Consider the following 23,488-nt stretch of genomic DNA (forward strand, 5'->3'; position numbering starts at 1 on the left):
AGGTACAACATCAGCTTCAAGGGCGGCGTGATCCCTGTGGGAGCGGGTTCACCCGCGAAGAATCCAAAGCGGTGGATGGCACCGGCTGTGCCGGTGTTCGCGGGCATGCCCGCTACCACAGGGTTCTGCATCAGACTAGAGGATGAGGCCAGCCTCTAGTGCCCTTTCGTGGCAAAGCTTGAGCACCGCCCGGCGCTCGTCGTTGTCCATCCGCGCCCACCGGGTGATCTCCTGCACCGTACGCTGACAACCGATGCAGATGTCCTGCTCATCCAGCGCACAGACGTTAACGCACGGCGAAGCGACCGGCCGCTCGTCAGTCTTCATCGACCACCAGCTCCCGCGAATAGCGTTCGGCATTATGCACATAGTGCGCGGCGCTGGCTTCGAGCATGCGCATCTGCTGCTCGGTCAGCTCGCGCACCACCTTGCCTGGCGAGCCCATCACCAGCGAACCGTCGGGAATCTCCTTGCCCTCGGGGATCAGCGCATTGGCACCGATGATGCAGTGCTTGCCGATCCGCGCGCCGTTGAGGATGACCGCATTGATGCCGACCAGGCTGTAGTCGCCGACACTGCAGCCATGCAGCATGGCGTTGTGACCGATGGTCACGCCTTTGCCCAAGGTCAGCGGCGACCCCATGTCGGTGTGCATCACCGTACCGTCCTGGACATTGCTGTCCTCGCCGATGTCGATCAGCTCGTTGTCGCCGCGCAGCACGGCGCCGAACCACACACTGGCCCGGGCCTGCAGGCGCACCTTGCCGATCAAGGTGGCAGTGGGCGCGGCCCAACTGCTGGGATGGGCTTCGACCCGCAGGTCGCCCAGGCGGTATTTCATGTCATGTTCCTCACGGTTGGACGCGGTCGGCGGGTGAGCCCCGCTCAGTTCTGGATAAAGCGCTCTGGCGGCTGGTGCAGGCTGATACCGGCATCGAACAGCACGTTGACCAACTCGACGATCATGATCGCCGACAGCCCCCAGATCTTGTAGTCGCCATAACGGTAGCTGGGCACGTACCAGCTGCGCCCCTGGTAGTCGATGCGATGGGTGTGGTCGCGTGGGTCCTGGCGAAAGAACGACAGCGGAACGTTGAAGACCGCTGCGATTTCGGCATCGTTGGGCTGGTACTCGACGTAATCCGGAATCAACCCGACGAACGGCGTAACCTTCAGTCCGTGCAACGAAATCAGCGGGCTCAGCGGGCCGATCACCTCGACCAACCCCGGCGGCAGGCCGATTTCCTCCTCGGCCTCGCGCAGGGCGGTGAACACCAGGTCCGGGTCTTCCGGATCGCGGCGCCCTCCCGGAAAGGCCACCTCGCCACCATGGGTGGAAAGCCCTTTGGCACGCAAGGTGAGCACCAGCTCGGGCTCTTCGCTACGGGTAATGGGCAGCAGCACCGCCGCCTCGGGAAAACGGCGATCCGCCTCCAGTGACGCGGGGGTATGGTTGCTCATTCGGCGAAGAAGCTCGTCCAGCATTACGCACTCTCGATTCCAAGGCCTGCCTTGCATGATGCACCAAAGCCGCGAGGCACCCAAGCCCCGACGGCTTGCGGCAACCCCGCCGGCCGCGCCAAGATAGCGGCTCACACAGGAATAAAAGCATGAAATTCTGCAGCGCGTGCGGCCAACCGGTCATTCAGCAGATTCCCGAGGGCGACAGCCGCCTGCGGTACGTCTGCCCCTCCTGCCAGACCATCCACTACCAGAACCCCAACATCGTCGCAGGCGTCTTGCCCGTCTGGGGCAGCCAGGTATTGCTGTGCCGCCGCGCCATCGAGCCGCGCCGCGGCTTCTGGACGCTGCCGGCTGGTTTCATGGAAAACGGCGAAACCCTCGATCAGGCCGCGCGCCGCGAGACCATCGAGGAAGCCTGCGCACGCGTCGGCCCGACCACCCTCTACCAGTTGTTCGACCTGCCGCACATCAACCAGGTGCATGTGTTCTTCCGCGCAGAACTGGCCGACCTGGACTTCGACGTGGGTGTCGAGAGCCTGGAAGTGCGCTTGTTCGAGGAGCATGAAATACCCTGGAACGAACTGGCTTTCCGCACCGTCACGCGGACACTAGAATGCTATTATCGCGACCGCATCGGGCAGCAGTACCCCATAGGCCATGAATACCTGCCGCCGATGAACGTTTCGTCGTCCACCTAGCTACTTCAGGATACGTTTCATGCGCTGGTTGCTTGCCCTCTTCTGCTTGTGCGTTGCATCGGTGTCCCAGGCGGCGTTCACCGAGACCATCATTCGCAAGCCCCTGCCCGCGACCACGGCGCAGGGCACGCAGCCCCAGGCCAGGCCTGCGCAAAGCAGCAGCCAGCCGCAGATCGACAAGGTGCTGGTGCTCAAGTCAGAGCGGCGCCTGCAACTGATCAGCCGCGGCGAGCCATTCAAGACCTACCGCATCTCCCTGGGCAAGCAACCCAAGGGCGCCAAGGAGCGCGAAGGCGACAAGCGCACCCCTGAGGGCTTCTACTGGCTCGACTGGCGCAAGGTCAGCGACCGCTACAACCTGGCCATGCACATCTCCTACCCAAACATCAGCGACGCCGCCAAGGCGCGCCGCGAAGGGGTCAATGCCGGCAGCATGATCATGATCCACGGCACACCGATCAACGAGGAATACCCGGAGTGGTATTTCCACACCCTCGACTGGACCGAAGGCTGCATCGCCATGCGCAACGACGACATGCGTGAAGTGTGGAGCATGGTCAAGGACGGCACCATGATCGAGATTCGCCCCTGAGCCTGCGGGCTCCCTGCACCTTCCACTGCTGCGCTGCAGGGCGCCCACCTGAGGAAGGCGGCGTAGCCTGACGGGGCGGCGTCCTACATCTACAGCAAATCCTCAGAATATCCCGACTCAAAAACGTTATTTGCCTGATACTCAAGCAGGCAACGTACCGCATCCAAACGACTGTTCGAATTTTTAGAATCCACGCAAACGAGTACGCGAACCGTACGACCTCTGCGGAATTCTTCCATGGCGAACACCCCGTTTCCGGCTATTTGTCGCTCTCTCACCCATGCATTGCTCGCGCTGCTGACCAGCTCGGTTGCCCTTGCAGCCGATCCCGCCAGCGAGCAACTGCGCGACCAGCAACGCGAACTTCAGCACTTGCAGCAACAGCAGCGGCTGGAGCAATGGCAGCGCCGCTCTGCCCCGCAAACACTGGAGCGCCAGGCGCCATCGGCAACGCCTGCAGAGCAATGTTGGCCGGTCAGCGGCCTGCGCCTGAGCGGTAACAGGCGCGTCACCAACACCGCCCTCGAACAGAGCCTGCGGCCTCTGCTGCACGGTTGCATGGGGCCGGCGGACATCAACCGCCTGCTGCTGGCCATCACTGAACGCTACGTCCAAGCCGGATATCCCGCAAGCCGCCCTTACCTGGCGCGCCAACCAGGTGCTGGCATGCCCCTCGATATCGTGATTATCGAAGGATTCGTCGAAAGCATCGCACTCGACAACGCGCTGCCGCTGTCACTGGCCAGCGCCTTCCCTGGCATGCTCGGCCAGCCTTTGCACCTGCCTGACCTGGAACAAGGGCTGGACCAGTTGAATCGCCTCAGAGCCTATGATCTCGGCGCCAACGTGCGACCCGGCGACCTGCCTGGCGGCACCCACATCCAGATCGAACCACGCCGGATCAGCTCGCGCTGGCACCTGGACAGCCGTCTGGACAATCGCGGCAGTGCACTCACCGGCCGCCACCGGCTGAGCCTCACGCTGGGCCTGGACAGTCCCTTGAGCCTGAACGACGACCTGCGTCTGTCGCTGCTTTCGACGGTATTCGACGCGCCAGGTCGCAGCCAGGGCGCCAGCCTCTACTACAGCCTCCCCTATGGTCCCTGGACCTTCGCCCTCAACGCGAGCCAACTGCAATACCGCGCGCCGCTGCCCGGCAGCCAGATCGGCAGCCACGGCAACAGCAGCCTGCAAGGCCTGAGCGTCGAGCGCATGCTCTGGCGCAATCAACAAGGCATGCTCAACGCCAGCCTGCGCCTGGAGCACAAGCGCGTAGCCACCTGGTTCGGCCCGCTCAAGGTCGCCCAGCAAAGCCCGGTGCTGACCACCCTGGAAGCCGGCATCAACCTGTTCTGGCTCGAAGCCGGCCTGTGGAACGCGTACCTCGGCATCGCCCAGGGCGTCGACTGGCTGGGTGCCGACCGCGAGCCGCTTGGACGCAAGAGCGCCGAGCCCGGGTTTCGCAAGTACCGCGCCACGCTTCTGTACCTGAACCAGGGCAAGTGGCGCTGGCAGAGCGAGCTGAACCTGCAGTACAGCCCCGACCGCCTGCCCGCCATCGAACAGCTTGCCCTCTCCGACGACCTGGCCGTGCGCGGCTTTCGCCAGCACAGCGTCTCCGGCGCGAGCGGCGCCGTGTGGCGCAACACGCTGAGCCGCCCCCTGTCCGTCGCCCTGCCCCTGGAAATCCGCCCGCACCTCGGCCTGGACCTGGGCTGGACCCGTTTCGACCACGGCAGCAGCCCGCAGCGGATGGTCGGCGCCACCCTGGGCGTGATGCTGAGCACCCCGAGCCACCGCCTGCGCCTGGACTACCAGCGCGCGCTGAGCTCCAGCGACCTGCCGCGCGGCAGCCTGGAGCCCGGTGTCTGGGTGCTCGAATGGAACCTGAGTATCTGATTCACCCACAACAAGAGAGACAAGCCCGTGAACGACAACAAAAAACTGCATGTCCCGACGTCGCCCAATGCCTTGCGCTGGAGCATCTTCCTGACGCTGATGGCCACCTCCCCGACCCTGCTCGCCCAGGGCGGGCTGCAACCGACTCCCGGCCCGGCGGGAACACCACTGATCAACAACGCCCATGGCGTACCGGTAATCGAGATCGTCGCCCCCAACGCCAGCGGCCTGTCGCACAACCAGTTCCTCGACTACAACGTCGGCCAGGCGGGTGCGGTGCTCAACAACGCCCTGCAATCGGGCCAGTCGCAACTGGCTGGCGCCCTGGCCGCCAACCCCCAGTTCCAGGGCCAGGCCGCCTCGACCATCCTCAACGAAGTGGTCAGCCGCAACGCCTCGCTGATCGAAGGCCCCCAGGAAATCTTCGGCCGCCCCGCCGACTACATCCTCGCCAACAGCAACGGCATCACCCTCAATGGCGGCAGCTTCATCAACACCACCCGCGCAGGTTTTCTGGTCGGTAATGTCCAGCTCGAGGACGGTCGCGTGCGCCTGCTTGACTCGATGAGCGCCAGCGCCGCGCTGACTGTGCTCGGCGGAGGCCAGAGCAACGACGACGGCGCACTCGAACTGATTGCCCCGCGCATCGACAGCAAAGGTACGCTCAACGCCCGCGACGACCTGCAATTGATTGCCGGGCGCAACCGCATCGACGCCACCAATGGCCAGGTCGTCGAGCACCTGCCAGGCACCCCGGCAAGCATCGACGCCAGCCTGTTCGGCGCCATGCACGCCGGCCGCATCCGCGTGGTCAGCACTGCCGAGGGCGCTGGCGTGCGGGTCGGGGCGATTGCCATGCACGGTCGCGACGGCATCGACATCCAGTCCGCCGGCAGCCTGCATATCGGTGACGACGGCACGCATAGCGCCGTACTGCGCAGCAGCCAAGGTGACCTCAACCTCAATGCCAGCGGCGACCTGAGGCTGCAGGCCGTCACGGGCCAGGGCAAATCGATCGACGTCAATGCAGGGCAGAAACTCACGCTGGACACCGCAGCCCAGGAGAACATCGAGCGTGAGCGCAAGGCCTGGGACAAACAATGGTTGTTCGTCACCACCGAAACCTATGAAAGCAACACCACCACAACCCAGCACACACTGCAGGGCACGCAACTGAAAGCCGATGACCGCCTGACGCTCAAGTCTGGCGGCGACATGCAACTGCAGGCGGCCACCCTGCAAGCCGGTGGCGCACTCGCCCTCGACAGCGCGGCCAACCTGAACATCGAAGCAGGCAAGGAGAGCGGGCGTGTCGAGGAGCAGGTTCGCCATCGCAAGCATCTGTGGCGGGGTGACAGCGACAGCGACCACTATCAGGAAACCGCCAAAGCCAGCGATCTGCGAGGCGCCACGCTGACCGCCAAGGCCGGTGGCACGCTCAAGGTGCAAGGCAGCCACATGCACAGCGAGGGCGATATGGCCCTGGCCGCTCAGCAGATCGACATCACCACCACGGCCCTGGACAAGCGCGGCACACAACGCGACTACCGCGGCGACCTGGTGTCCGGCAGCTTCTTCGGCGACCGCCAGGGCAAGGACGACACCGCGCGGCAGGTCGCCGGGAGCACCATCACCTCGGGCGCCAACCTGAACGTCACCGCCGGGCAGGTCAGGGTCAAGGGCAGCACCATCGCCAGCGAAGGTGAATCCGTGCTCTACAGCAACAACGGTAACCTGGCGATCGAAGCCGACCACAACCGCTCCAGCACCACCGAAAAGCAGAGCGACAGCAAGCTGTTCGGCCTGATCGGCCACGACCGCAGCCACAGCAGCCAGCAGGAAAAAGTGCTGGCGAGCGACGTCAGCTCGAAAAGCGACCTGCGCCTGGCCAGTGCCGAGGAACTGCGCATTGAAGGTGCCAAAGTCGAGGCTGGCAAGCAGCTCAAGATCGAGGCCAAGGGCGATCTGATCGTCGAAAGCGCTCAAGCGCGCAGCGACAGCAAGACCGACGAACAGCAGCGCACCCTCACCGCCAACGCCCGCCAGACCACCGAGGCCGACGGCGACAAGCCCGGTTCACGCCAGTATGAAGCCGGGGTCGGCTACGCAGTGGTCAACCGGCACAGCGAGCAACGCGCCACCGAGCAGGTCGCCAGCGAACTCAAAGGCGCGGCAGTCGAGCTGCACAGTGACGCGCACTTGCAGGTCAACGGCTCGAAGGTCAAGGCCGATACCGGCGACCTCAACCTGCAAGGGCAACAGATAACGCTTGGCGCCACCCGCAACGATCAGCAGACAGACACCCAGACCACCCACAGCGGCGGCAGCCTGGCCGTGACCGGCGGCATCGACCGGATCGGCAGCCACTTCGAAGGACATCATCAGAAGGAGAACGTGCGTGAGCGCGACAGCAAGATACAACGCAGCGAATTGCAGGCAGGTGGCGATGTGAAGATCAACACTGGGACGCTGGTGACCGAGGCCGCACGCGTCGATGCAGGCAAGGCGTTGGTGGTCAAGGCCAAGGATATCGAGAACCGGGCGGTACAGGACGTGCACGAACGCGAGCAGCGCAATGACGACTGGCGCGGCACCCTTGGTGCCAGCCTCGAATACCGCGACCTGACCCGGCCGATCGAGCGCCTGGTACTTGGCGAGGAAGCTGCGCGCTTCCAGCAGGCCTCGCCCGAGGACGCGATGGTCGCGCCCAGTGTCGGCGGCGACATGACCGTGGCCCATCTCAAGCGTCTGGAAAACCAGCGCCGCGGTATCGCCCAGGTCACCGAGCTGTCCGGTGCCAGCGTCAAGGTCGAAGCCGAGCGCATCGACGATCAAGGCACGGCCTGGCGGGCCAATGAGGGCCTGCTGGCAATCACCGCCAACCAGCATCATCAACGTGCAGCGGTCGATGAGCAGTCGCGCCTCGTCGAACACTTGGCGGCTGGCGGTGACGTGCGAGTCGATACCAGCACAGGCAGCGACCTCAATGTGCGCGCCAGCGGTAAGGGTGGCTCGTCGAACAGCGAAGACAGCACCCGCAACGCCCGCGTCGGCAGCCTCTACGGGCAAACAGGCATCCAGGTCCAGTTGGGAGCCGACGGCCTGTACGAAGGTACGCGCATCAATGCTGGCACCGGCGATCTCAGCATCACCAGCAACGGCAAACTCCTGCTGAGCGCAGCGCACGACCAGCGCACCGAACAGCAGCGCCAGATCGACGGTAATGCCTGGGCCAAGGTGGGCAACCGCCCCGGCAGTACCGGCGTCGATGGCCGCGGTTACCTTGACCTGGCCGAACATCAGCGCCAGGACAGCAAGGCCCAGGTCGGCCAGATCGATGCCAAGGGCAAAGTGCTGCTCAGTAGCGGCGCCGATCTCGTCCTCGAGGGCACCCGCATCGGCAGCCGTGAAGCGCCGACTGGCGACATCGAGCTGAACAGCGCCGGCCTGTTACAGGTCAAGGCGGCACAGGACAGTCAGCAGGCCAGCGGTCACAAACTCGGCGGCGGGCTGGAGCTGGCGGCCACGTTCGGCACTGGCAAAGGCGGCGCACTGGGCGGCCACTTCGCCAACGGCAAGCTCGACGAGCAGGCAAGCCAAGCCGTCGATGCCCACTTCAACACTCAAGGCAAACTGCTGATCAGCAGCCGCGCCCGTGAAGATATCGCCCTGCACGTGCAGGGTCTGCACGCCTCGGCCAGCGAAATCAAGCTGCACGCCGGCAACGGCGGCATGCTGGTCGAAGCTTCGGGCAACACTGAAAAACGCGACAATCTCGACATCACCGCCGGTGCCGGCTTCAGGCTCAACGGCGGCGAGACGCCGGACAAGGATATCCGTGGTCTGCACGGCCGGGTGCAGGTCAACCTCGACAAGCGCGACAACCAGACCTGGAATGCCAGCACCCTGCGCGCCGAGCGCATCGAGCTAGCGAGCCAGGGCGACACCCGGATCGAGGGTGCAAGCCTGGATGCACAGAAGGTTCGCGGCGATATCGGTGGCGACCTGTTGTTGGCCAGCCGCAAGGACAGCGTCGACACCCTCACCGTCAAGGCCGATGGCCGCCTGAGCCACGAGAAGAACCCCCAGGGTTATCTGGATGCTGCCGGCGCCCTCTCCGGCCCTGCGGCGGGCAAGGTCACCGAGAAAGTCGGCCCGACGCTGTCCAAGGTGGACCCGAAGCTCTCGCCGACGGTAAAGGTCGAGGTGTCCCACACCCAGCGCGACACCGTCGCCCACCAGGCCAGGATCAAGGGCAGTGAAGGCGTCGAGTTGAACGTCGGCGGCCAGGCACGCCTGGTCGGGGCACGGATACAGTCCGGCGCTGGAGATGTCGATCTGCAAGCCCAGTCGGTCAGCCGCGAAACGCTCACAGGCCGCGACTATCAACGCAATGTGTCGGTGGACTTTTCCAACTCACCGGTCGACATAGGGACGGCCATTGCCGAACTGTCCAAGAGCAAAGGCGCGGCGGACGGCGAAAATGCGCTGGACCTCGGGCTGCTGCGCACCAGTGGGCATAGCCGCAGTGAAGAGTGGGTATCGAGTGTCGGGAGCAAGGGCGGGCGCTGATCGTTGAGCGTGGGGCTTGTCTCGCGATGGCAGTACCACTGAGTGGCACCGGCGATGCCGGTGATCGCGGGACAAGTCGCAGCGGCGAACCGAGGCTCCCACAGGGGGGCAGGCATGAGTGCCGGGTATCTTTGGCGTCTCCTAAGCGCGCATTGTTCGAAAATCCGAAAATACGCCTTTCCTGTAGTCCATTTCCCAAAGATACTCCTACCGCCTTTTTTCCGTTGCGGCCCCTGGGGCAGCGCTCTAGTCTCGGCGCGTCGTTGCACATCAACGACACAGCTTTGACAGGCTGTGACGGTATTAAGCATATGGCTGCTTTCCATGGCAGCTGTACGTGCGGGCACGCTTGCGTGCGCCGGAACTTTGCTTATTCCGCCGGTCTGTCAACCCACGTACAGCTGCCACCCACTGTTTGACAGCAGTTGGGAGGTAGCCCGCAAGGAATAACGCGATGTTAAAGATCGTTCCCGACCCACCCCACAACAACCACTCCCTCGAAGACACCATCATCCAAGCCACCGAGTACGCACTCTGCGCACAAACCGTGGCCCATCAAGCGGTCCTCCTCCAACCCAAGTCACCCGTCTCGCTCCTGATAATGGCTGCCATCCATGAAATGGAAGCGCTGAGGATTTTGCTGGAGTCGGCTTTGATACAGGTTCAGATGCCGGCAGAGCCGCAGACGGCTCACTAAGCGGTTTTCAGGGAGATGAAAGGATGGATACAAGCGACACCACACCGAATACCACTGTCGGCAAAACACGCTTCTACCAAGGCAAGGGGCTGACCCAGCCGCTGTTCTGCATCGAGCCGGGCATCCCGTGCGAGCGAGCGCGTGAGCAGGCCTCGGAGTTGATGGGGTATGTGCGCGACATGACCTTGAGCGGGGTGATGGATGAGAACCCGCAACTGGTCTGGGCTTCGTATTACCTGAGCGCATTGGCCAAGGCATTGATGGACGATGCGGAGCTGGGGATGCGCCGGTAAAGGCGGGTTTATCGGACCTGGAGTTGAGTGGGTTGTGGGAGCGGGCTCGTCCCGCGATGGCAGCACCGCGGTGCATGGCACCGGCTATGCCGGTGATCGCGGGACAAGCCCGCTCCCACAGGGATTGGGCAGGCCTTTAGATTTTGATCAAGACAGTTACTCCCACAGGGATTGAACTGGTCTTTAGATTTTGATCAAGACAGGTGCTCCACAGGGATTGGGCTGGCTTTCAGATTTTTGGATAAGGCCGTTGCTCCGGCAAGCAACAGGCAAGCTGGGATCTCAAGCTCTGCAACTACCAACTGAGCTGCCGCTCGCCCTTGGCCGCCTCCGGCGCCAGCCACTGGGCGCCGCGCAGCAGGGGCGTCAGCGCAGCCTCAGGCTGGACCTCGAAGCCGACCCGGGCGCGTCTGGCCAGCAGGTCGGCGCCAAGATCGAGTTGGTGTTGGCCTTGCAGCGCCAGCGCGCCCTGCAAGCGCCAGTCACCTGCGCAGCGCATTTCGAGCCAGCCCTGTCCCAGATCCAACGACCACGGCGAGACCAGCGCCAGGTCGTTCACCTGCAAACGCCCCTCGGCACCGACGCACCGCTGCCACACACCCTGCACCGCGACACGCCCCTGCCAGTGCCCCGCCAGGCGATAAGCCAGCGGTACACTCGGCGTCGCTTCGAGCGCCTCGACATCCGCGCGCCAGCGCCAGGGCCAACCACTCAGCCGCGCCAACCAATCCTGCCCCTGATAACCCAAGCGGATTTGCGCCTGTAGGCGCCAGGGTTGCCACTGCCAGTTCAGCGGCCCGACATCACCCACCTGTTCGGCCTGCCCCTGCCAGAGGCTGCCGCTGACCGCCCGGCCTGGCACCAGCCAGCTCGCCGGCAACTCGACCAGCAGCGTAACCACACACACCAGCACCGGCCACAACAGCACGCGCACACTCATGGCCGAACCTGCAGGTCGAAGCGCAGGCGCTTGCCCTGCTGCTCCATGCCCCACTGCAGCGGCTGCGCGCCCTCGCTCTGCAAAGCCTGCAACCACGCCAGCAGCACATGCTCGTCCGCGACCGAGCCGCGCACCTGCCAGCCCTCATCCTGCGGCTCGATCTCCGTCAGCTCGATATGCCTGGCCTGAGCGGACTGGCGCAGGTGCTCAAGGCTCAAGGCCGGACCGCCCTCAAGGCTGACCGCCACTTCGGCCAGCCCGCGCCACTGGCTCATCTCGGCCCAGCGTGCACCCACCTCACGCACCAGGATGACGATCAGCAACAGCGCGATCAGCCCCCAGGCCACGCGCATGCGCTGGCGCTGCGAAAATGCGCGGATCATGAACTGCTCCCCAGATCGAACACCGCGCCCTGAGCCTGCACCTGCACCGCAGCGCCGACTGCAGCGGCCATTTCATGCCACGGCGCCAACGTGCCCTCGCCGTCCAGTTGCAGATGCCAGCGCTGCCCATCGAAGCGCACAGCGCGCAAGCGCCACTGCGGATGCGCGTGCAACCAGGCCTGCAACTGCTCCTGCAAGCCGTCGAGCCGACGCAGACGCAAAGCCCGCTCGCCGTCGGCGTCACGCAGCCGTTTGAGCGCCTGCGCGGCCTGGCGCGGCGTGGCCTGCGGGCCGGTGACCGCCAGCACCTGCTGGCGATACAGCTGGGCCTGACGCCATTGCTGGCTGCTCCACAGACCGCCCCAGACAGCAGCGAGTACCAGGCAAGCGGCGATCAAGCGCTTTTGCCGGCCCGTGACCTTCAATGATCGGCGCGGGCGACGCGTTTCCCGTAGCGTCGGCAAGGTATCGAGATCGGCAATTCGCTGTGGCCAGCGTCCATCGACCTGCTCAAGCACCTGGGTATCCCACGGCGCAGGTGCAGGGCCCAACACCTCTGGCCAGGCCAGCCAGTGTTCCGCGCCATCCTCGTCGATCCGCGCATACAGGCTCGACTGCTCCTGCCGCCATTGCCATCCACAACCGCGGTCGAGCACCGGCAAGAGCTGGAACTGCGACCAGCAACGCTCAACCTCCAGCCCCCACTCCGCGCACTGGGCCAACCAGCCATCGAGCCGCTCACGCGCCACCACCACCAGTCGCAGTTGCCCTGCCGCACGGCCGATGCATGCGCAGTGAACTTCATCGCTGCCTTGCAGCAGACGATCTTCCAGTAGCAGCGGCCATTCCTCCCGCTTGAGCCCGGGCGGGGCAGGCAACTGGAAAAGGCTGCACGCCTCGCCCGGCACCACCACGGCAACCCTGGCGCTCAGGTTCTGCGGCGGGCGGCCCTGCCCTTCGTCACGCAGCACGCCGCTGTCCAGCAGGCACCAGTGCCAACCGCCGTCAGCCCTCGGACGCAACAGCAACCAGGGCCGCGCAGGCGAGCGCCGTCGCCATTCAAGCTTCATGAGCGCCCCCAGGGCAGGACGAATGTGCAGACATAAGGTGCTCCATCACGCTGCAGATGCAGGCGCACGCCACGGCCGGGGTGCGCCGGTTGATCGGAAGGCCAGGCCAGCCAACTGCTGCCCTGGAAATACAGAATGCTCATCTCGCTGACCCGCTCCAAGCGCTCGCGGATCACCCAGCGCGGCTTGTCGGCGGCGTAGAGATCGGCGGAGGTTTCCAGCAGCACGCGCTGCTCCCTGGGCTCGAAACGCAGGCGCTGACGCTGCAAGCGCGCCCCCCCTTCGGCCTGGGGCCAGGCCGCAGCAGCGACCCACAGCAACTGCTGGCTTTGCGCCTGCCAATCGAGCCAGCGCGTGGCCAGCGGCAGGCGCTGCTCGTACACCTCGCGAAGTACCGGGCTGTCGAACCGGCGCTCCAGCGCCAGGCAGAACTCCAGCACGCCGGGCTCGTTCTGCTGGTCGGCGAGACGCTCGCGCACCGTGAGCCAGCCATGCACCAACGCCGCCAGCAGGATGCCCAGCACGGCGGTGAGCGCCAGCGCGACCATCAACTCGATCAGGGTCAGCCCCGCCTGACGCTTCATGGGCGCTCCAGAAACAGGGTGTACAAGCCCAGCGGCACGCGCTGATCGCGGTCGGCGAACAGGCGGAGCTCGCCACGGCGCAGATCGCGCACGCCGGTGTTGCGCAGCTGCAGGTCCCAATGGCACACCTGCCCACCCTGCTGCAGCTCTCCGGCAGTGCGATTGCTGCCCGGCCAATACTGCTCGACGGCAAACCGTGCCTGCAGCTCGCGGGCGCACAGGGCGCCGAGGCGGTGCTGCTGCACGCCGTCCTGCACCGCCAGGCGCTGGCGCAGTACCTGGCTGGTGATCACCGCCAGCACCGCGGCGATACCGAGCGCCACACTGACTTCGAGCAAGGTGAACCCACGCTGGCGGCGCTTCATGGCAGCACCGCGACTTGCAGCCGCCCTTCGCGGCCCCAGCTCCAGCGCTGGCCACCTTCGGCACTCCGCCAGTTCACCTTGCCGGGCCTTGCCCAGCCTTCGGGGGTGAACACCAGTTGCGGCGCTGCTGCGCCTGGCCAGTCTGGGCGCAAGTCCTGCGGCCAGTCACCCAGCGTGACCGGTTCCACCACCCAGCCGGTGCCGTCATGGCGAACGAACTCAGGACGCTTGCCGTTCCAGCGCAGGCCACGCAACTGGCCGGTGTGGCGCGCCACGGCAGACTGCTCGCGGGTCGCGGCAAGCAGCCGCTGCATGGCCTGGTCGACCCGCGTACGACCGTTGTCGAGCCAGGCCACGCTCAAGCCGGTCATCAGCCCGGCGATGGCCAGCACCACCAGCAGTTCGAGCAGGCTGAAGCCGCGCTGGGCAGGCAAGTCAGAGCTCCCAGTTGCCCAGGTCGGCATCCAGCCCTTCGCCACCGGCCACGCCATCGGCGCCGAGCGAATAGACATCGACACGACCATGCTCGCCCGGCATGCGGTACTGGTACGGCGTGCCCCACGGGTCTTCCGGCAGGCGACGGATGTAGCCATCGCTGCGCCAGGCACGCGGCAGCGGCTCCTGGGCCGGTTTCTTCACCAAGGCAGCGAGGCCTTGCTCGCTGCTCGGAAAGCGCAGGTTGTCGAGGCGGTACATGTCCAGTGCCTGCTCGAGGGTAGCCAGGTCAGCCATCACTTTCTGGCGCATGGCCTTGTCCTGGTTGCCCAGCACGCTGGGCGCGACCACCGCGATGAGCAGGCCGATGATGAAGATCACCACCATGATCTCCATGAGGGTGAAGCCGCGCTGACGCTTGGCGCGATACTGCATGCAAAGACTCCTTTTCACAGTTGCAGACCCTGGTTGAGCTGCATGATCGGCAACAGCACCGCCAGCACGATGAACAGCACCACGCCGCCCATCAACAGGATCATCAGAGGTTCGAAGAGCGCCATGGCGGTGTCGACCTGGCGGGCGAAGCCGCGCTCCTGATCGTCAGCCACGCGCTCGAGCATGTCGGCCAGGGTGCCGCTGGCCTCGCCGCTGCCGACCATGTTCACCAGCAGCGGTGGAAACTGGCCGCTGGCATCCAGCGCCCGATGCAGGCTGGTGCCGCCCTGGACCTGCAGGCGCACCTGCTCCAGGGCCAGGCGGATGCGCTGGTTGGCGACCGTTTCGCTGGCCACCTGCAGGGCTTCGAGCAGGGCCACGCCACTGCCGCAGAGAATCGCCAGGCTGCGCGCCAGACGTGCGCTCTCCAGCACCTGCAGCAGGCTGCCAATGCGCGGCAGGCGCAGCAGCAGGTCGTCGCGGCGCAGGCGCCAGGGCGGCTTGCGCAACAGCCAGCCGCTCAACAGCGTCAGCGGGATCGCTGCACCCAACAGCCAAGGGCCGGCACTGGCCAGACCCTGGCTGATGGCGATCAGCAGCGAGGTGATCAGCGGCAGCGCCTGCCCGGAATGGGCGAACTGCTCGGTCAGCTTGGGCACCACGAACGTCATCAGCCCCACCACCACCGCCAGCGACACACCCATCAGCACGCAGGGATAGATCAGCGCAGTGCGCGCCTTGTGCTGTTGGCGCTGGACCTGCTCCAGGTGATCCGCCAGGCGCGTCAACACCTGCGCCAGGCGCCCGGAGCGCTCGCCCGCTTCGACCAGCGCGCAGTACAGCCCGGTGAACGGCGCGCCTTGCCGGGCAAGGCTGCGGGCCAGCCCCAGGCCTTCGGCAAGCGCGCCGCGCACCGACACCAGCACGGCCTGCAAGGCGGGCGCGCGCAATTGCCGTTCGAGCGTGGCCAGGGCATCGACCAAGGGGATGCCAGCGCCGGTCAGCGTGGCCAATTGGCGGGTCAGCTCGCACAGCTGGGCACGGCTCAGGCGCTGACGGCGCGGTTGCCGCAGGCTGCCTTCGTGGCGTTGCAGCTTGCGCGCGAACAACCCCTGCTCACGCAACAACTGGCGGGCATGGCGCTCGCTGTCGGCCTGCACGCTGGCCTTGTGCGGTTTACCTGCCAGGTCCAGGGCCTGGTAGCGATAGGTCGGCATACTCAGCCCTGCGCCACGCGCAGCACTTCGGCCAGGCTGGTCTCGCCACGGGCCAGGCAGTCGCTGGCCATGGCCACCAGGCTCTGCCGACGCGTGGCCAGGTGCGCCTGCATCGTCACTTCGCTGGCGCCCTCATAAAGCAGCGCAACCAATCCTGCATCCAGCTCGATGAATTCATACAGCCCCAGGCGCCCGACATAACCGCTGCCCTGGCAACTGTCGCAGCCCACGGGGTGGTGGGTGGCCTGCAACGCCGCCAGTTCCGGCCACAGACGCCGCTCGGCGGCGAGCAACGGGCGCGGTTCGGCACAACTGCACAGGCGTCGGACCAGGCGCTGGGCCAGCACCCCGCGCAGGCTGGAAGCGATCAGGAAGGGCTCGATGCCCATGTCACGCAGGCGCGTCACTGCGCCGACGGCGCTGTTGGTGTGCAAGGTCGAGAGCACCAGGTGACCGGTCAGGCTGGCCTGCACGGCGATCTGCGCAGTCTCCTGGTCGCGGATCTCACCGAGCATGATCACGTCCGGGTCCTGGCGCAGGATCGCGCGCAGGCCGGTAGCGAAGGTCAGCCCGGCACGCGGGTTGATCGCGGTCTGGCCGATACCGGCGATGGCGTACTCCACCGGGTCTTCGACGGTGAGGATATTGCGGCTGCCATCGTTGAGGCTGTTGAGGCTGGCATACAGCGTGGTGGTCTTGCCGGAGCCGGTGGGGCCGGTGGAGAGCACGATGCCATTGGGCCGCGCCAGGCACGCGCGCAGGCCCTGCAAAGCCGCGGCGGGCATGCCGAGGTTGTCCAGCGCCAGCAGGCTGGCCTGCTTGTCGAGCACGCGCATCACCACGCGCTCGCCGTGGATGCCGGGCAGCGTCGAGACCCGCACGTCCACCTCGCGCCCGGCGGCGCGCAGGGTGATGCGTCCGTCCTGGGGCTGGCGTTTCTCGGCAATGTCCAGGCGCGCCATGACCTTGATCCGCGACACCAGCATGGCCGACAGCGCACGCGGCGGGCGCAGCACTTCGCGCAGATGCCCATCGACGCGCAGGCGCACCACCAGGCTCTGCTCGAAGGTTTCGATGTGAATGTCCGAGGCATGCAGGCGCAGGGCCTGGCCAAACAGGCCGTTGATCAGGCGGATCACAGGGGCTTCGTCGTCGCTTTCGAGCAGGTCTTCGATGCGTGGCATTTCGCTCATCAGGCTGTCGAGGTCAACCTGCTCGCCGATGCCTTCGATCAATGCGGCGGTAGCCGAGTCGGCAGCCTGGTAGAGCTGACCCAGGCGCTCGTCGAAAGCGGCGCGATCGAGGCGCTCCAGGCGCAGTGGCTGGCCATGCACGCGCAGCAGCTCTTGCACCTGGTCGCTGTCGGCATCCTCGCGCAACCATAGCTGCCAGCCCTGATCGTCCTGGGCCATGGCAACGCCAGCCTGACGCGCCAGGCGGTAGCCGAGCATCACCAGTCACCGCCTTCAAGCCGCGCGCGACTGGCTGGAAACGCCTTGAGCAAGGCGCCACCTTCGGCGAGTTCCGGCATCTGCAAGGCGGTGTCCTGCTGCAGGCTGCGGTACTTTTCCTGGCTCAGCCCGGCAAGGCTCGGCCCGTCGCGCATGATCCGCGGGCGGATGAATACCATCAGGTTCTGCTTCACGTTGCGGTTGCTGTCGGAGCGGAACAAGCGACCCAGCACGGGGATGTCACCGAGCAACGGCACGCGCTGGTTGCTGGTGGTGGATTCGTCGCTGATCAGGCCACCGAGAATCACCAGGCCATTGTCATCGACCATGACCTTGGTCTTGATCTCGCGCTTGTTGGTGATCACATCGCTGGCGGCGCGCGAATCGGCGATCGAGGACACTTCCTGGACGATGTCCAGGCGCACGCTGTTGTCGCTGTTGACCTGCGGCTTGATGCGCAGCTTCACCCCCACCTCCTTGCGTTCGATGGTCTGGTAGGGGTTGGCGTTGTTCTGGGTCACGGAGCCGGTGACGAAGGGCACCTCCTGACCGACCAGGATCGACGCCTCGGCGTTGTCCAGGGTCAGCAGCGTCGGGGTCGACAGCAGGTTGAAACCGCTCTTGCCCTTGAGCGCATTGATCAGCATGGCGAAGTTGAAACCGCCGCCGAAATGGCCGATGCCGGCGGTGGCGCCCGTGGTGGCCGAGAGCAGTTTGCCCAGTTCCTTGTTGTCGCCGCTGGCGGCAGCGCCCGCGATGCTGGCGATGTTCACGCCGTTGCTGCCGAAGTTGACGATGCCGGCGCCGAACTTCTCGTCGGCGAACAGCCACTGCACGCCGAGCTCCTGGGCGCTGCTGTCGGACACCTCGGCGATGATCGCCTCGACCACCACCTGGGCGCGGCGGATATCGAGTTGCTCGACGATGTTGCGATAGGCCGCAAGCTCGCTGTCAGGGCCAACCATGACCACCGCGTTGGCGCCTTCTTCATACTCCAGGCGCACGCCAGAATCGCTGGCCGTGCGTACCGGCGCCTCCTTGCCTTCGCCTGCGGGCGCATCGGGCACCCCGCCGTCCTGGCCGAGACCGCGCAGCACCTTGACCACTTCCGCAGCATTGGCGTGACGCAGGTAGATCACCTGGGTGTTGCTGCTGTGCAGGTTGTCGCTGGGCCGGTCGAGTTGGCCGAGCAGCGCACGGACGCGCTCGCGGCTGTCGGCGCTGCCGCGCACCAGCAGCGCATTGCTGCGCGGGTCGGCCACCACCTGGGCACTGTCGGCGCCCTGCTCGCGGGCCAGCAGGCGGGTGACCAGGGGCGCGGTGTCGGCGGCGCTGGCATGCTTGAGTGGCATCACCTGCAAGGGTTCGTCGCTGACCTGGTCGAGCTGGCGCAGCAGCTTGTCGATGCGCTCCAGGTTGCTGCGCCAGTCGGTGACCACCAGCAGGTTGGCGGCAGGGTATGGGGTGATCACCCCGACGCGCGGGTCGATCAGCGGCTTGAGGATGCCGAGCATCTGTTCGCTGGCGGCGTTGCGCACATTGAATACCCGGGTCGCCACGCCGTCGCTGCCCTTGCTCTGCTTGCCGGCGTTCTCCACCGGCACCGGCTCCAGGCGCGCGGCCTGGTCGGGGACGATCTACACGCTGCCGTTGGGCAGGTCGACGGCGGCAAAGCCCTGGGCACGCAACTGGGCGAGGAAGATGTCATAGATGGCTTCGGCGTCGTGGCGGTCGACGGTGCGTACCGTGACCTTGCCGGTGACCCGCGGATCGACGATGAACGTGGTGCCGGTGATGCGCGAGACGCTGTCGATGAACTCGCCCATGTCGGTGTCGACGAAGTTCACCTCGTATTGGGGCACGCCCTCTTCGTCGACTTCAGGGTCTTCGGCCCAGGCCTGCGCAAAGCACAGGCCAAGGCTCAGCACGCAGGCCACAGCGTATCTTGCGATCATTGCTCATCCTTGCCGCTTGAAGCCGGTCACGGCGGGCCGTGGCGGCCAGGGCAGGCGCTCGCGCCGCCCCTGGTTGTCGAAAATCAGGCCATCGGCATCGATGTCCTGCAGCACGATCCCTGGCGCCAGGCGCTGGCCGCGGCCCAAGGTGCGAACCTGCTGGCCGAAGCGCAGCACCACCACGGTGGCGGACAGCGGCTCGGCCTTGAGCCCGCCGAGGTATTGCAGGGGCAGGCGCGTCAGGGGAATGCCGCCCTCTTCGGGTGGCGCCTGCCAGTGACCGGCCATCAGGCCTGGCAAGGTGGGTGTCTGTTCGCGCGGGACACTGAGCGGTTGCGGCTGGCGACTCAGTTGCAGGATGCACTGGGCAGCGAGCCAGCCGGCCAGGGTCAGCAGCAGCACGCTGGGCAGGCGCGACAGCCCGATCACGAGGCCACCTGGCGCGGATGCCACCCCGGATGCCCCTGCACATAGCGCACCTGGGGCAGTTGCAGCGGCGCCAGTTGCCAGTTCGGCTCCTGGCGCGCCAGCCAGGCCTCGACCTTCTGCCACAGCGGCTCGCCGGCCTGGGCATCGAAGTGCAGGCCAAAGGTGCGGCACAGGCCCTGCACCGTGGGCAGCCCGGCGACACGCTTGCCCATTGGGCTGTAGCTGACCTGCCAGGCATGGCCTTGCCAGCGCGGCAGGTCCTGGCTGTTGTCGAGCAGCAGCGGATCGCCGAACAACTGCTCGGCGGCATTCTCCAGCACCTGTTCCACCTGGCGCGCAGGAGCCTCGACCACCGGCGCCGGGTAGCCGCCGGTGAGGCTGATCAGGTGCTCGCGGGTGATCGCCTGGCCTGCTGGCAGCGGATGGTCGTAACGCAGGCCCGGCAACAGCACCGGCATGCTCGAGTCGTCGGCCAGGGCCTGGTGCAGGAGACGGTCCCAGCTGCCGCCACGGGTGTCACGACGCCACAAGGGCTGCGGCGCACGGGCCAGTGGCTGGTCGAGCCAGGCGGCATGACCGGCGCGCTGCTGGCGCAGCGTGCTGCGTAACTGGCTGGCACGCGCCTGGGCAGTGGGCGAAAGTTGATCGTCGAAAGCGGGTACGAAGCGCGCCTCGAATCGCCACTGCCCTGCAGTGTGCTGACAGCGCAGGCGATAGACGCCACTGGCGCGACACCCGGCGAACAGCACCGGCACCTGGCGCCCCGACGCTTGCGTGACAGGCACCGGCGTCGGCCACAGGTCCTGGCCACGGGCACACAGCAGCACATCGATTTCCTCGATCCGCTCGGCAAGCCACAGGCCGGGGCCAGTGCCGACATCCGCCAGGGCGACCACCAGGTCGGCCTCGCGCCGCGCTTGCTGGAAACTTGGCAGCAATGATTGGTACCACTGCTTGAGCGAGGCTTTCTGATCCTGGGCGTAAGGGTCAGTCACACCGACCACCGCAATGCGCACGCCGCCGCGCTCGAACACGCGCAGAGGCTCGACACCCAGGCCCTTGGCCTGTTCAGCGCCAAGACCAGCGCCGAGGGTGATTGCAGGGGACTGGCGATAGAGGGCGGCGCAGCGTTGCGGCCACAGCACGCGCTCATCGCTGCTCACACGCACGTCGCTGGCCAGTATCCGGCTGCCTTGCACGCCGCTATCGCCTTGGGTCAGGTAGGCCAGGCCGCTGCCATTCCAGTTCTGGCCGTTCTCCAGGGTCAGGCAGCGCTCGGCGCCGGACTCGTCCCGCATCTGCTCCATCAGTGCGGCCAACACGGCATAACCGCCGAGGCGCGCCTGGCTGGCCTGGCTGGCATCGAGCAATGGCGCGAGCTCGGCATGGCCGCTACTGGCATGGCTGCCGGTCATCCATGGAGCACGCCCCAGATGGCTGACCGGCCCCAGGCGCGTGGCAGGCACCACTGGCAGGCCAGGCTCGCGGGCATCGAGGGTGTCGGCGACATAGAGCAGTTCGAGCGAGGCATCGCCGCCGCGCTGACCGGGGATCGCGGAGCAGGCGCCCAACAAAGGCGCCAAGGCCCCGACGCCCATCCAGCCAATCACTTCGCGTCTGCGCACACTGCTCGCCATCGACCCCGCCATCCCTAACCTGAGTTCACGTTCGGCCCCGGATATTGGGGTGGCTGCGTGACAGTTTGATGGCAGAAATCCGACAACCGATGCGGTAAAGCTCTGACGAATCTTGTTACTAATAGCGCTAGGTTTTAAAACCCCGTTAATATTTTTGCCAATCAATCATCACACTTGCCCCCTAAAGTCGCGGTTCCTCTTACTCAGCCATTACAAGGACACCCTGATGAGTCGAGAAACCGGCGATAACCTGGACCGGAACCAGAGCGGCAACCTGCCGATGGCCAGTGTGATGGATACCTACCTGAGCCGTCGTACCGTGATGCGCGGCAGCCTCGGCGCGGCCATCGCGATGATCGCAGGCACCGGCCTGACCGCCTGTTTCGACGGTGGTGGCGGCAGCTCCCATCACGATGATCCGGTCACCGAGCCTCCTGTGACCGAACCGCCAGCCAAGCTCAAGCTGGGCTTCCAGTCCATCGCCGGCTCGCGCACCGACGCTTGCGTCATTGCCGCCGGTTACAGCGCCTACGTGATCGCGCCGTGGGGCACGCCGCTGAACAGCAACGGCAATCCGTGGAAGTCCGACGGCAGCAATACCTCGACCGACCAGGCCAACGCGATGGGCATGAACCATGACGGCATGCACTTCTTCCCCATCAACGGCAGCTCCGACGATGGTTTGCTGGCGATCAACTTCGAATACATCGAAGCCGACGCGCTGCACCCGAACGGCCCGACCACCGATGGCACTGGCAAGCGCCCGGTCGAGGAAGTGCGCAAGGAGATCAACGCCCACGGCGCCGGCGTGGTGCGCCTGAGCAAGGTCAACGGCCGCTGGCAGGTGATGCAGAACGACCCGCTCAACCGCCGCTTCACCACCGCTTCGCTGATGGACATCGCCGGGCCCCTGCGCGGCACCGATCACGTCAAGACCAAGTTCTCGCCGACTGGCACCCAGGCACGCGGCACCAACAACAACTGCGGTAACGGCTACACGCCGTGGGGCACGTACCTGACGTGCGAAGAAAACTGGCCTGGCATCTTCGTCAACAAGGGCGTGCGCCCGGCAGACCAAGTGCGCATCGGCGTCAGTGCCAGCAGCGGCCAATACAAGTGGGAGACGGCTGCCGGTGATGCCAGCGAGGTCAACGGTGAGTTCGCCCGCTTCAACGTGACCCCGACCGGCGCCAGCGCCACCGACGACTACCGCAACGAAGCCAGCACTTATGGCTACATCGTCGAGATCGACCCGTACAACAGCGCCACCCTGGCAGTGAAACGCACCGCCCTTGGTCGCTTCCGCCACGAGGGCTGCTGCCCGGGCCTGGCGGTCGCTGGCAAGCCGCTGGTGTGGTACACCGGCGACGACTCGAACAACGAGTACCTGTACAAGTTCGTCTCCGACGCCGTCTGGGATCCGGCCGACGCCACCCCGGCCGACCGCCTGGCCACCGGTGCCAAATACATGGACAAGGGCAAGCTCTACGTGGCCCGCTTCAATGCGGACGGCAAGGGTGTGTGGCTGCTGCTGGACGTTGCCACCCCCACCACCGCCGGCAGCACGCTGGGTGCACTGTACGGCGACCTGCCGGGCATCATACTCAACACCCGCGGTGCGGCTGACGCGGTCGGCGCCACGCCGATGGACCGCCCTGAGTGGACCGCCGTCAACCCGCTCAACGGCGATGTCTACCTGACGCTGACCAACAACAGCGCGCGTACCGCCGCCAAGGTGGATGCGGCCAACCCGCGCGGCCCGAACCGTCACGGCCACATCATCCGTTGGCACGACAGCGACGATCACAAGAGCTTCACCTGGGATATCTTCGTGTTCGGCGCCAACGCCGCCGGTGCACCGGATATCAACCGCTCGGGCCTGACCGAACTGAACCAGTTCGCCAGCCCCGACGGGATGAGCTTCGATAGCCGTGGGGTGCTGTGGTTCGAGACCGACAACGGTGAGACCACCTTGACCAGCTACACCAATGACCAGTTGCTGGCGGTGATCCCCACCGACCTGGTCGATGCCACCGGCAAGCAGATTCCGGTCAACGCGCAGAACCAGGTGGACCTGCGGCGCTTCTTCGTCGGCCCTAACGGCTGCGAGGTGACGGGGATCAGCTTCACACCGGACAACAAGACGCTGTTCATCAACATCCAGCACCCGGGGAACTGGCCCTATACCGACAAGGCGACGGATGTGACGCCTGCGGGGAGCCGAGTGCGACCACGGGCGTCTACCGTGGTGATTCAACGCAATGATGGCGGTGAGATCGGAACGGCCTGATCCGGAACCTGTAGTCCGCGGTGCTCAAAGGCCGCGGATTGCCTGCCCAGCTCACCATCGCCGGGGCCGCCTTGCGGCCCCA

General features: G+C 65.9%; 21 protein-coding genes and 1 pseudogene. 7 read left to right on the forward strand and 15 right to left on the reverse strand.

Annotation, left to right across the window (positions count from 1 at the left end):
• Positions 1 to 135: 135 nt before the first annotated feature.
• The 3 genes from APH44_RS22795 to APH44_RS22805 are packed head-to-tail and all read right to left on the reverse strand — an operon-like array spanning position 136 to position 1,485.
• Complete coding sequence (locus APH44_RS22795; RefSeq protein ID WP_054894674.1) at positions 136 to 327, reverse strand: DUF1289 domain-containing protein; 192 nt, start codon at positions 325 to 327, stop codon at positions 136 to 138.
• Positions 317 to 841 carry a gamma carbonic anhydrase family protein gene (locus APH44_RS22800; protein WP_054894675.1) on the reverse strand — a complete coding sequence of 175 codons (525 nt, stop codon included), beginning with the start codon at positions 839 to 841 and terminating at the stop codon, positions 317 to 319. Before APH44_RS22800 ends, APH44_RS22795 begins: the two co-directional genes overlap by 11 nt.
• Before the next feature lie 44 nt (positions 842 to 885).
• Positions 886 to 1,485, reverse strand: coding sequence for a CoA pyrophosphatase (locus APH44_RS22805; protein WP_054894676.1), 600 nt, complete (start codon positions 1,483 to 1,485; stop codon positions 886 to 888).
• Positions 1,486 to 1,610: 125 nt separating this feature from the next.
• On the opposite strand from APH44_RS22805, the gene APH44_RS22810 reads away from it, so the two are divergent.
• From APH44_RS22810 to APH44_RS22835, 6 genes are all read left to right on the forward strand, one after another.
• Positions 1,611 to 2,162 carry an NUDIX hydrolase gene (locus APH44_RS22810; RefSeq protein ID WP_054894677.1) on the forward strand — a complete coding sequence of 184 codons (552 nt, stop codon included), beginning with the start codon at positions 1,611 to 1,613 and terminating at the stop codon, positions 2,160 to 2,162.
• Between the two features lie 19 nt (positions 2,163 to 2,181).
• Positions 2,182 to 2,754, forward strand: coding sequence for a murein L,D-transpeptidase family protein (locus APH44_RS22815; protein WP_054894678.1), 573 nt, complete (start codon positions 2,182 to 2,184; stop codon positions 2,752 to 2,754).
• A gap of 237 nt (positions 2,755 to 2,991) precedes the next feature.
• Positions 2,992 to 4,653, forward strand: a complete 1,662-nt coding sequence (locus tag APH44_RS22820) for a ShlB/FhaC/HecB family hemolysin secretion/activation protein (RefSeq protein WP_054894679.1) — start codon at positions 2,992 to 2,994, stop codon at positions 4,651 to 4,653.
• A 27-nt stretch (positions 4,654 to 4,680) separates the two neighbouring features.
• Positions 4,681 to 9,225 carry a hemagglutinin repeat-containing protein gene (locus APH44_RS22825; RefSeq protein ID WP_256216586.1) on the forward strand — a complete coding sequence of 1,515 codons (4,545 nt, stop codon included), beginning with the start codon at positions 4,681 to 4,683 and terminating at the stop codon, positions 9,223 to 9,225.
• Positions 9,226 to 9,679: 454 nt separating this feature from the next.
• A complete protein-coding gene (locus APH44_RS22830) occupies positions 9,680 to 9,922 on the forward strand; it encodes a hypothetical protein (protein ID WP_054894680.1) in 243 nt (80 codons plus the stop codon).
• Between the two features lie 23 nt (positions 9,923 to 9,945).
• On the forward strand, positions 9,946 to 10,215 hold the full coding sequence (locus APH44_RS22835; RefSeq protein ID WP_054894681.1) for a DUF3077 domain-containing protein: 270 nt from the start codon (positions 9,946 to 9,948) through the stop codon (positions 10,213 to 10,215).
• A 295-nt stretch (positions 10,216 to 10,510) separates the two neighbouring features.
• Here APH44_RS22835 and APH44_RS22840 read toward each other — a convergent pair whose 3' ends face one another.
• From APH44_RS22840 to APH44_RS22895, 12 genes and pseudogenes are all read right to left on the reverse strand, one after another.
• On the reverse strand, positions 10,511 to 11,155 hold the full coding sequence (locus tag APH44_RS22840) for a hypothetical protein (protein WP_054894682.1): 645 nt from the start codon (positions 11,153 to 11,155) through the stop codon (positions 10,511 to 10,513).
• Positions 11,152 to 11,538: a type II secretion system protein GspM gene (gspM, locus tag APH44_RS22845; RefSeq protein ID WP_054894683.1), complete on the reverse strand. Its 387-nt coding sequence runs from the start codon at positions 11,536 to 11,538 to the stop codon at positions 11,152 to 11,154. The genes APH44_RS22840 and gspM overlap by 4 nt, the downstream gene beginning before the upstream one ends.
• On the reverse strand, positions 11,535 to 12,608 hold the full coding sequence (gene gspL, locus APH44_RS22850) for a type II secretion system protein GspL (protein WP_054894684.1): 1,074 nt from the start codon (positions 12,606 to 12,608) through the stop codon (positions 11,535 to 11,537). Before gspL ends, gspM begins: the two co-directional genes overlap by 4 nt.
• The gene (locus APH44_RS22855) at positions 12,605 to 13,192 is read right to left on the reverse strand and encodes a type II secretion system protein (RefSeq protein ID WP_054894685.1); all 588 of its coding nucleotides are present in this window, start codon (positions 13,190 to 13,192) and stop codon (positions 12,605 to 12,607) included. Before APH44_RS22855 ends, gspL begins: the two co-directional genes overlap by 4 nt.
• Entirely contained in the window at positions 13,189 to 13,557 is a 369-nt protein-coding gene (locus APH44_RS22860; protein WP_054894686.1) for a type II secretion system protein, read from the reverse strand. The genes APH44_RS22855 and APH44_RS22860 overlap by 4 nt, the downstream gene beginning before the upstream one ends.
• Entirely contained in the window at positions 13,554 to 13,991 is a 438-nt protein-coding gene (gspH, locus tag APH44_RS22865; RefSeq protein ID WP_112897558.1) for a type II secretion system minor pseudopilin GspH, read from the reverse strand. The genes APH44_RS22860 and gspH overlap by 4 nt, the downstream gene beginning before the upstream one ends.
• Before the next feature lies 1 nt (position 13,992).
• Complete coding sequence (gene gspG / locus APH44_RS22870; RefSeq protein WP_054894688.1) at positions 13,993 to 14,427, reverse strand: type II secretion system major pseudopilin GspG; 435 nt, start codon at positions 14,425 to 14,427, stop codon at positions 13,993 to 13,995.
• A 14-nt stretch (positions 14,428 to 14,441) separates the two neighbouring features.
• Positions 14,442 to 15,644, reverse strand: coding sequence for a type II secretion system inner membrane protein GspF (gspF, locus tag APH44_RS22875; protein ID WP_054894689.1), 1,203 nt, complete (start codon positions 15,642 to 15,644; stop codon positions 14,442 to 14,444).
• Positions 15,645 to 15,646: 2 nt separating this feature from the next.
• Positions 15,647 to 17,095, reverse strand: a complete 1,449-nt coding sequence (locus tag APH44_RS22880) for a GspE/PulE family protein (RefSeq protein WP_054894690.1) — start codon at positions 17,093 to 17,095, stop codon at positions 15,647 to 15,649.
• Positions 17,095 to 19,050, reverse strand: a pseudogene (gspD, locus tag APH44_RS22885) (type II secretion system secretin GspD). The gene APH44_RS22880 and the pseudogene gspD overlap by 1 nt, the downstream one beginning before the upstream one ends.
• Positions 19,051 to 19,053: 3 nt before the next feature.
• A complete protein-coding gene (locus APH44_RS22890) occupies positions 19,054 to 19,479 on the reverse strand; it encodes a pilus assembly protein PilZ (RefSeq protein ID WP_054894691.1) in 426 nt (141 codons plus the stop codon).
• On the reverse strand, positions 19,476 to 21,116 hold the full coding sequence (locus APH44_RS22895; protein ID WP_054894692.1) for a hypothetical protein: 1,641 nt from the start codon (positions 21,114 to 21,116) through the stop codon (positions 19,476 to 19,478). The genes APH44_RS22890 and APH44_RS22895 overlap by 4 nt, the downstream gene beginning before the upstream one ends.
• 226 nt (positions 21,117 to 21,342) lie before the next feature.
• On the opposite strand from APH44_RS22895, the gene APH44_RS22900 reads away from it, so the two are divergent.
• Positions 21,343 to 23,406, forward strand: a complete 2,064-nt coding sequence (locus tag APH44_RS22900) for a PhoX family phosphatase (protein WP_054894693.1) — start codon at positions 21,343 to 21,345, stop codon at positions 23,404 to 23,406.
• Positions 23,407 to 23,488 lie beyond the last annotated feature (82 nt).

Origin of the sequence: Pseudomonas sp. NBRC 111143 (assembly GCF_001320965.1) — a bacterium.
GTDB lineage: Bacteria > Pseudomonadota > Gammaproteobacteria > Pseudomonadales > Pseudomonadaceae > Aquipseudomonas > Aquipseudomonas machongensis.

Bases quoted from the DNA above. Each gene is read 5' to 3' on its own strand.
- APH44_RS22795 (WP_054894674.1), bottom strand. From the start codon at position 327: ATGAAGACTGACGAGCGGCCGGTCGCTTCGCCGTGCGTTAACGTCTGT.
- APH44_RS22800 (WP_054894675.1), bottom strand. From the start codon at position 841: ATGAAATACCGCCTGGGCGACCTGCGGGTCGAAGCCCATCCCAGCAGT.
- APH44_RS22805 (WP_054894676.1), bottom strand. From the start codon at position 1,485: ATGCTGGACGAGCTTCTTCGCCGAATGAGCAACCATACCCCCGCGTCA.
- APH44_RS22810 (WP_054894677.1), top strand. From the start codon at position 1,611: ATGAAATTCTGCAGCGCGTGCGGCCAACCGGTCATTCAGCAGATTCCC.
- APH44_RS22815 (WP_054894678.1), top strand. From the start codon at position 2,182: ATGCGCTGGTTGCTTGCCCTCTTCTGCTTGTGCGTTGCATCGGTGTCC.
- APH44_RS22820 (WP_054894679.1), top strand. From the start codon at position 2,992: ATGGCGAACACCCCGTTTCCGGCTATTTGTCGCTCTCTCACCCATGCA.
- APH44_RS22830 (WP_054894680.1), top strand. From the start codon at position 9,680: ATGTTAAAGATCGTTCCCGACCCACCCCACAACAACCACTCCCTCGAA.
- APH44_RS22835 (WP_054894681.1), top strand. From the start codon at position 9,946: ATGGATACAAGCGACACCACACCGAATACCACTGTCGGCAAAACACGC.
- APH44_RS22840 (WP_054894682.1), bottom strand. From the start codon at position 11,155: ATGAGTGTGCGCGTGCTGTTGTGGCCGGTGCTGGTGTGTGTGGTTACG.
- gspM (WP_054894683.1), bottom strand. From the start codon at position 11,538: ATGATCCGCGCATTTTCGCAGCGCCAGCGCATGCGCGTGGCCTGGGGG.
- gspL (WP_054894684.1), bottom strand. From the start codon at position 12,608: ATGAAGCTTGAATGGCGACGGCGCTCGCCTGCGCGGCCCTGGTTGCTG.
- APH44_RS22855 (WP_054894685.1), bottom strand. From the start codon at position 13,192: ATGAAGCGTCAGGCGGGGCTGACCCTGATCGAGTTGATGGTCGCGCTG.
- APH44_RS22860 (WP_054894686.1), bottom strand. From the start codon at position 13,557: ATGAAGCGCCGCCAGCGTGGGTTCACCTTGCTCGAAGTCAGTGTGGCG.
- gspG (WP_054894688.1), bottom strand. From the start codon at position 14,427: ATGCAGTATCGCGCCAAGCGTCAGCGCGGCTTCACCCTCATGGAGATC.
- gspF (WP_054894689.1), bottom strand. From the start codon at position 15,644: ATGCCGACCTATCGCTACCAGGCCCTGGACCTGGCAGGTAAACCGCAC.
- APH44_RS22880 (WP_054894690.1), bottom strand. From the start codon at position 17,095: ATGCTCGGCTACCGCCTGGCGCGTCAGGCTGGCGTTGCCATGGCCCAG.
- APH44_RS22895 (WP_054894692.1), bottom strand. From the start codon at position 21,116: ATGGCGAGCAGTGTGCGCAGACGCGAAGTGATTGGCTGGATGGGCGTC.
- APH44_RS22900 (WP_054894693.1), top strand. From the start codon at position 21,343: ATGAGTCGAGAAACCGGCGATAACCTGGACCGGAACCAGAGCGGCAAC.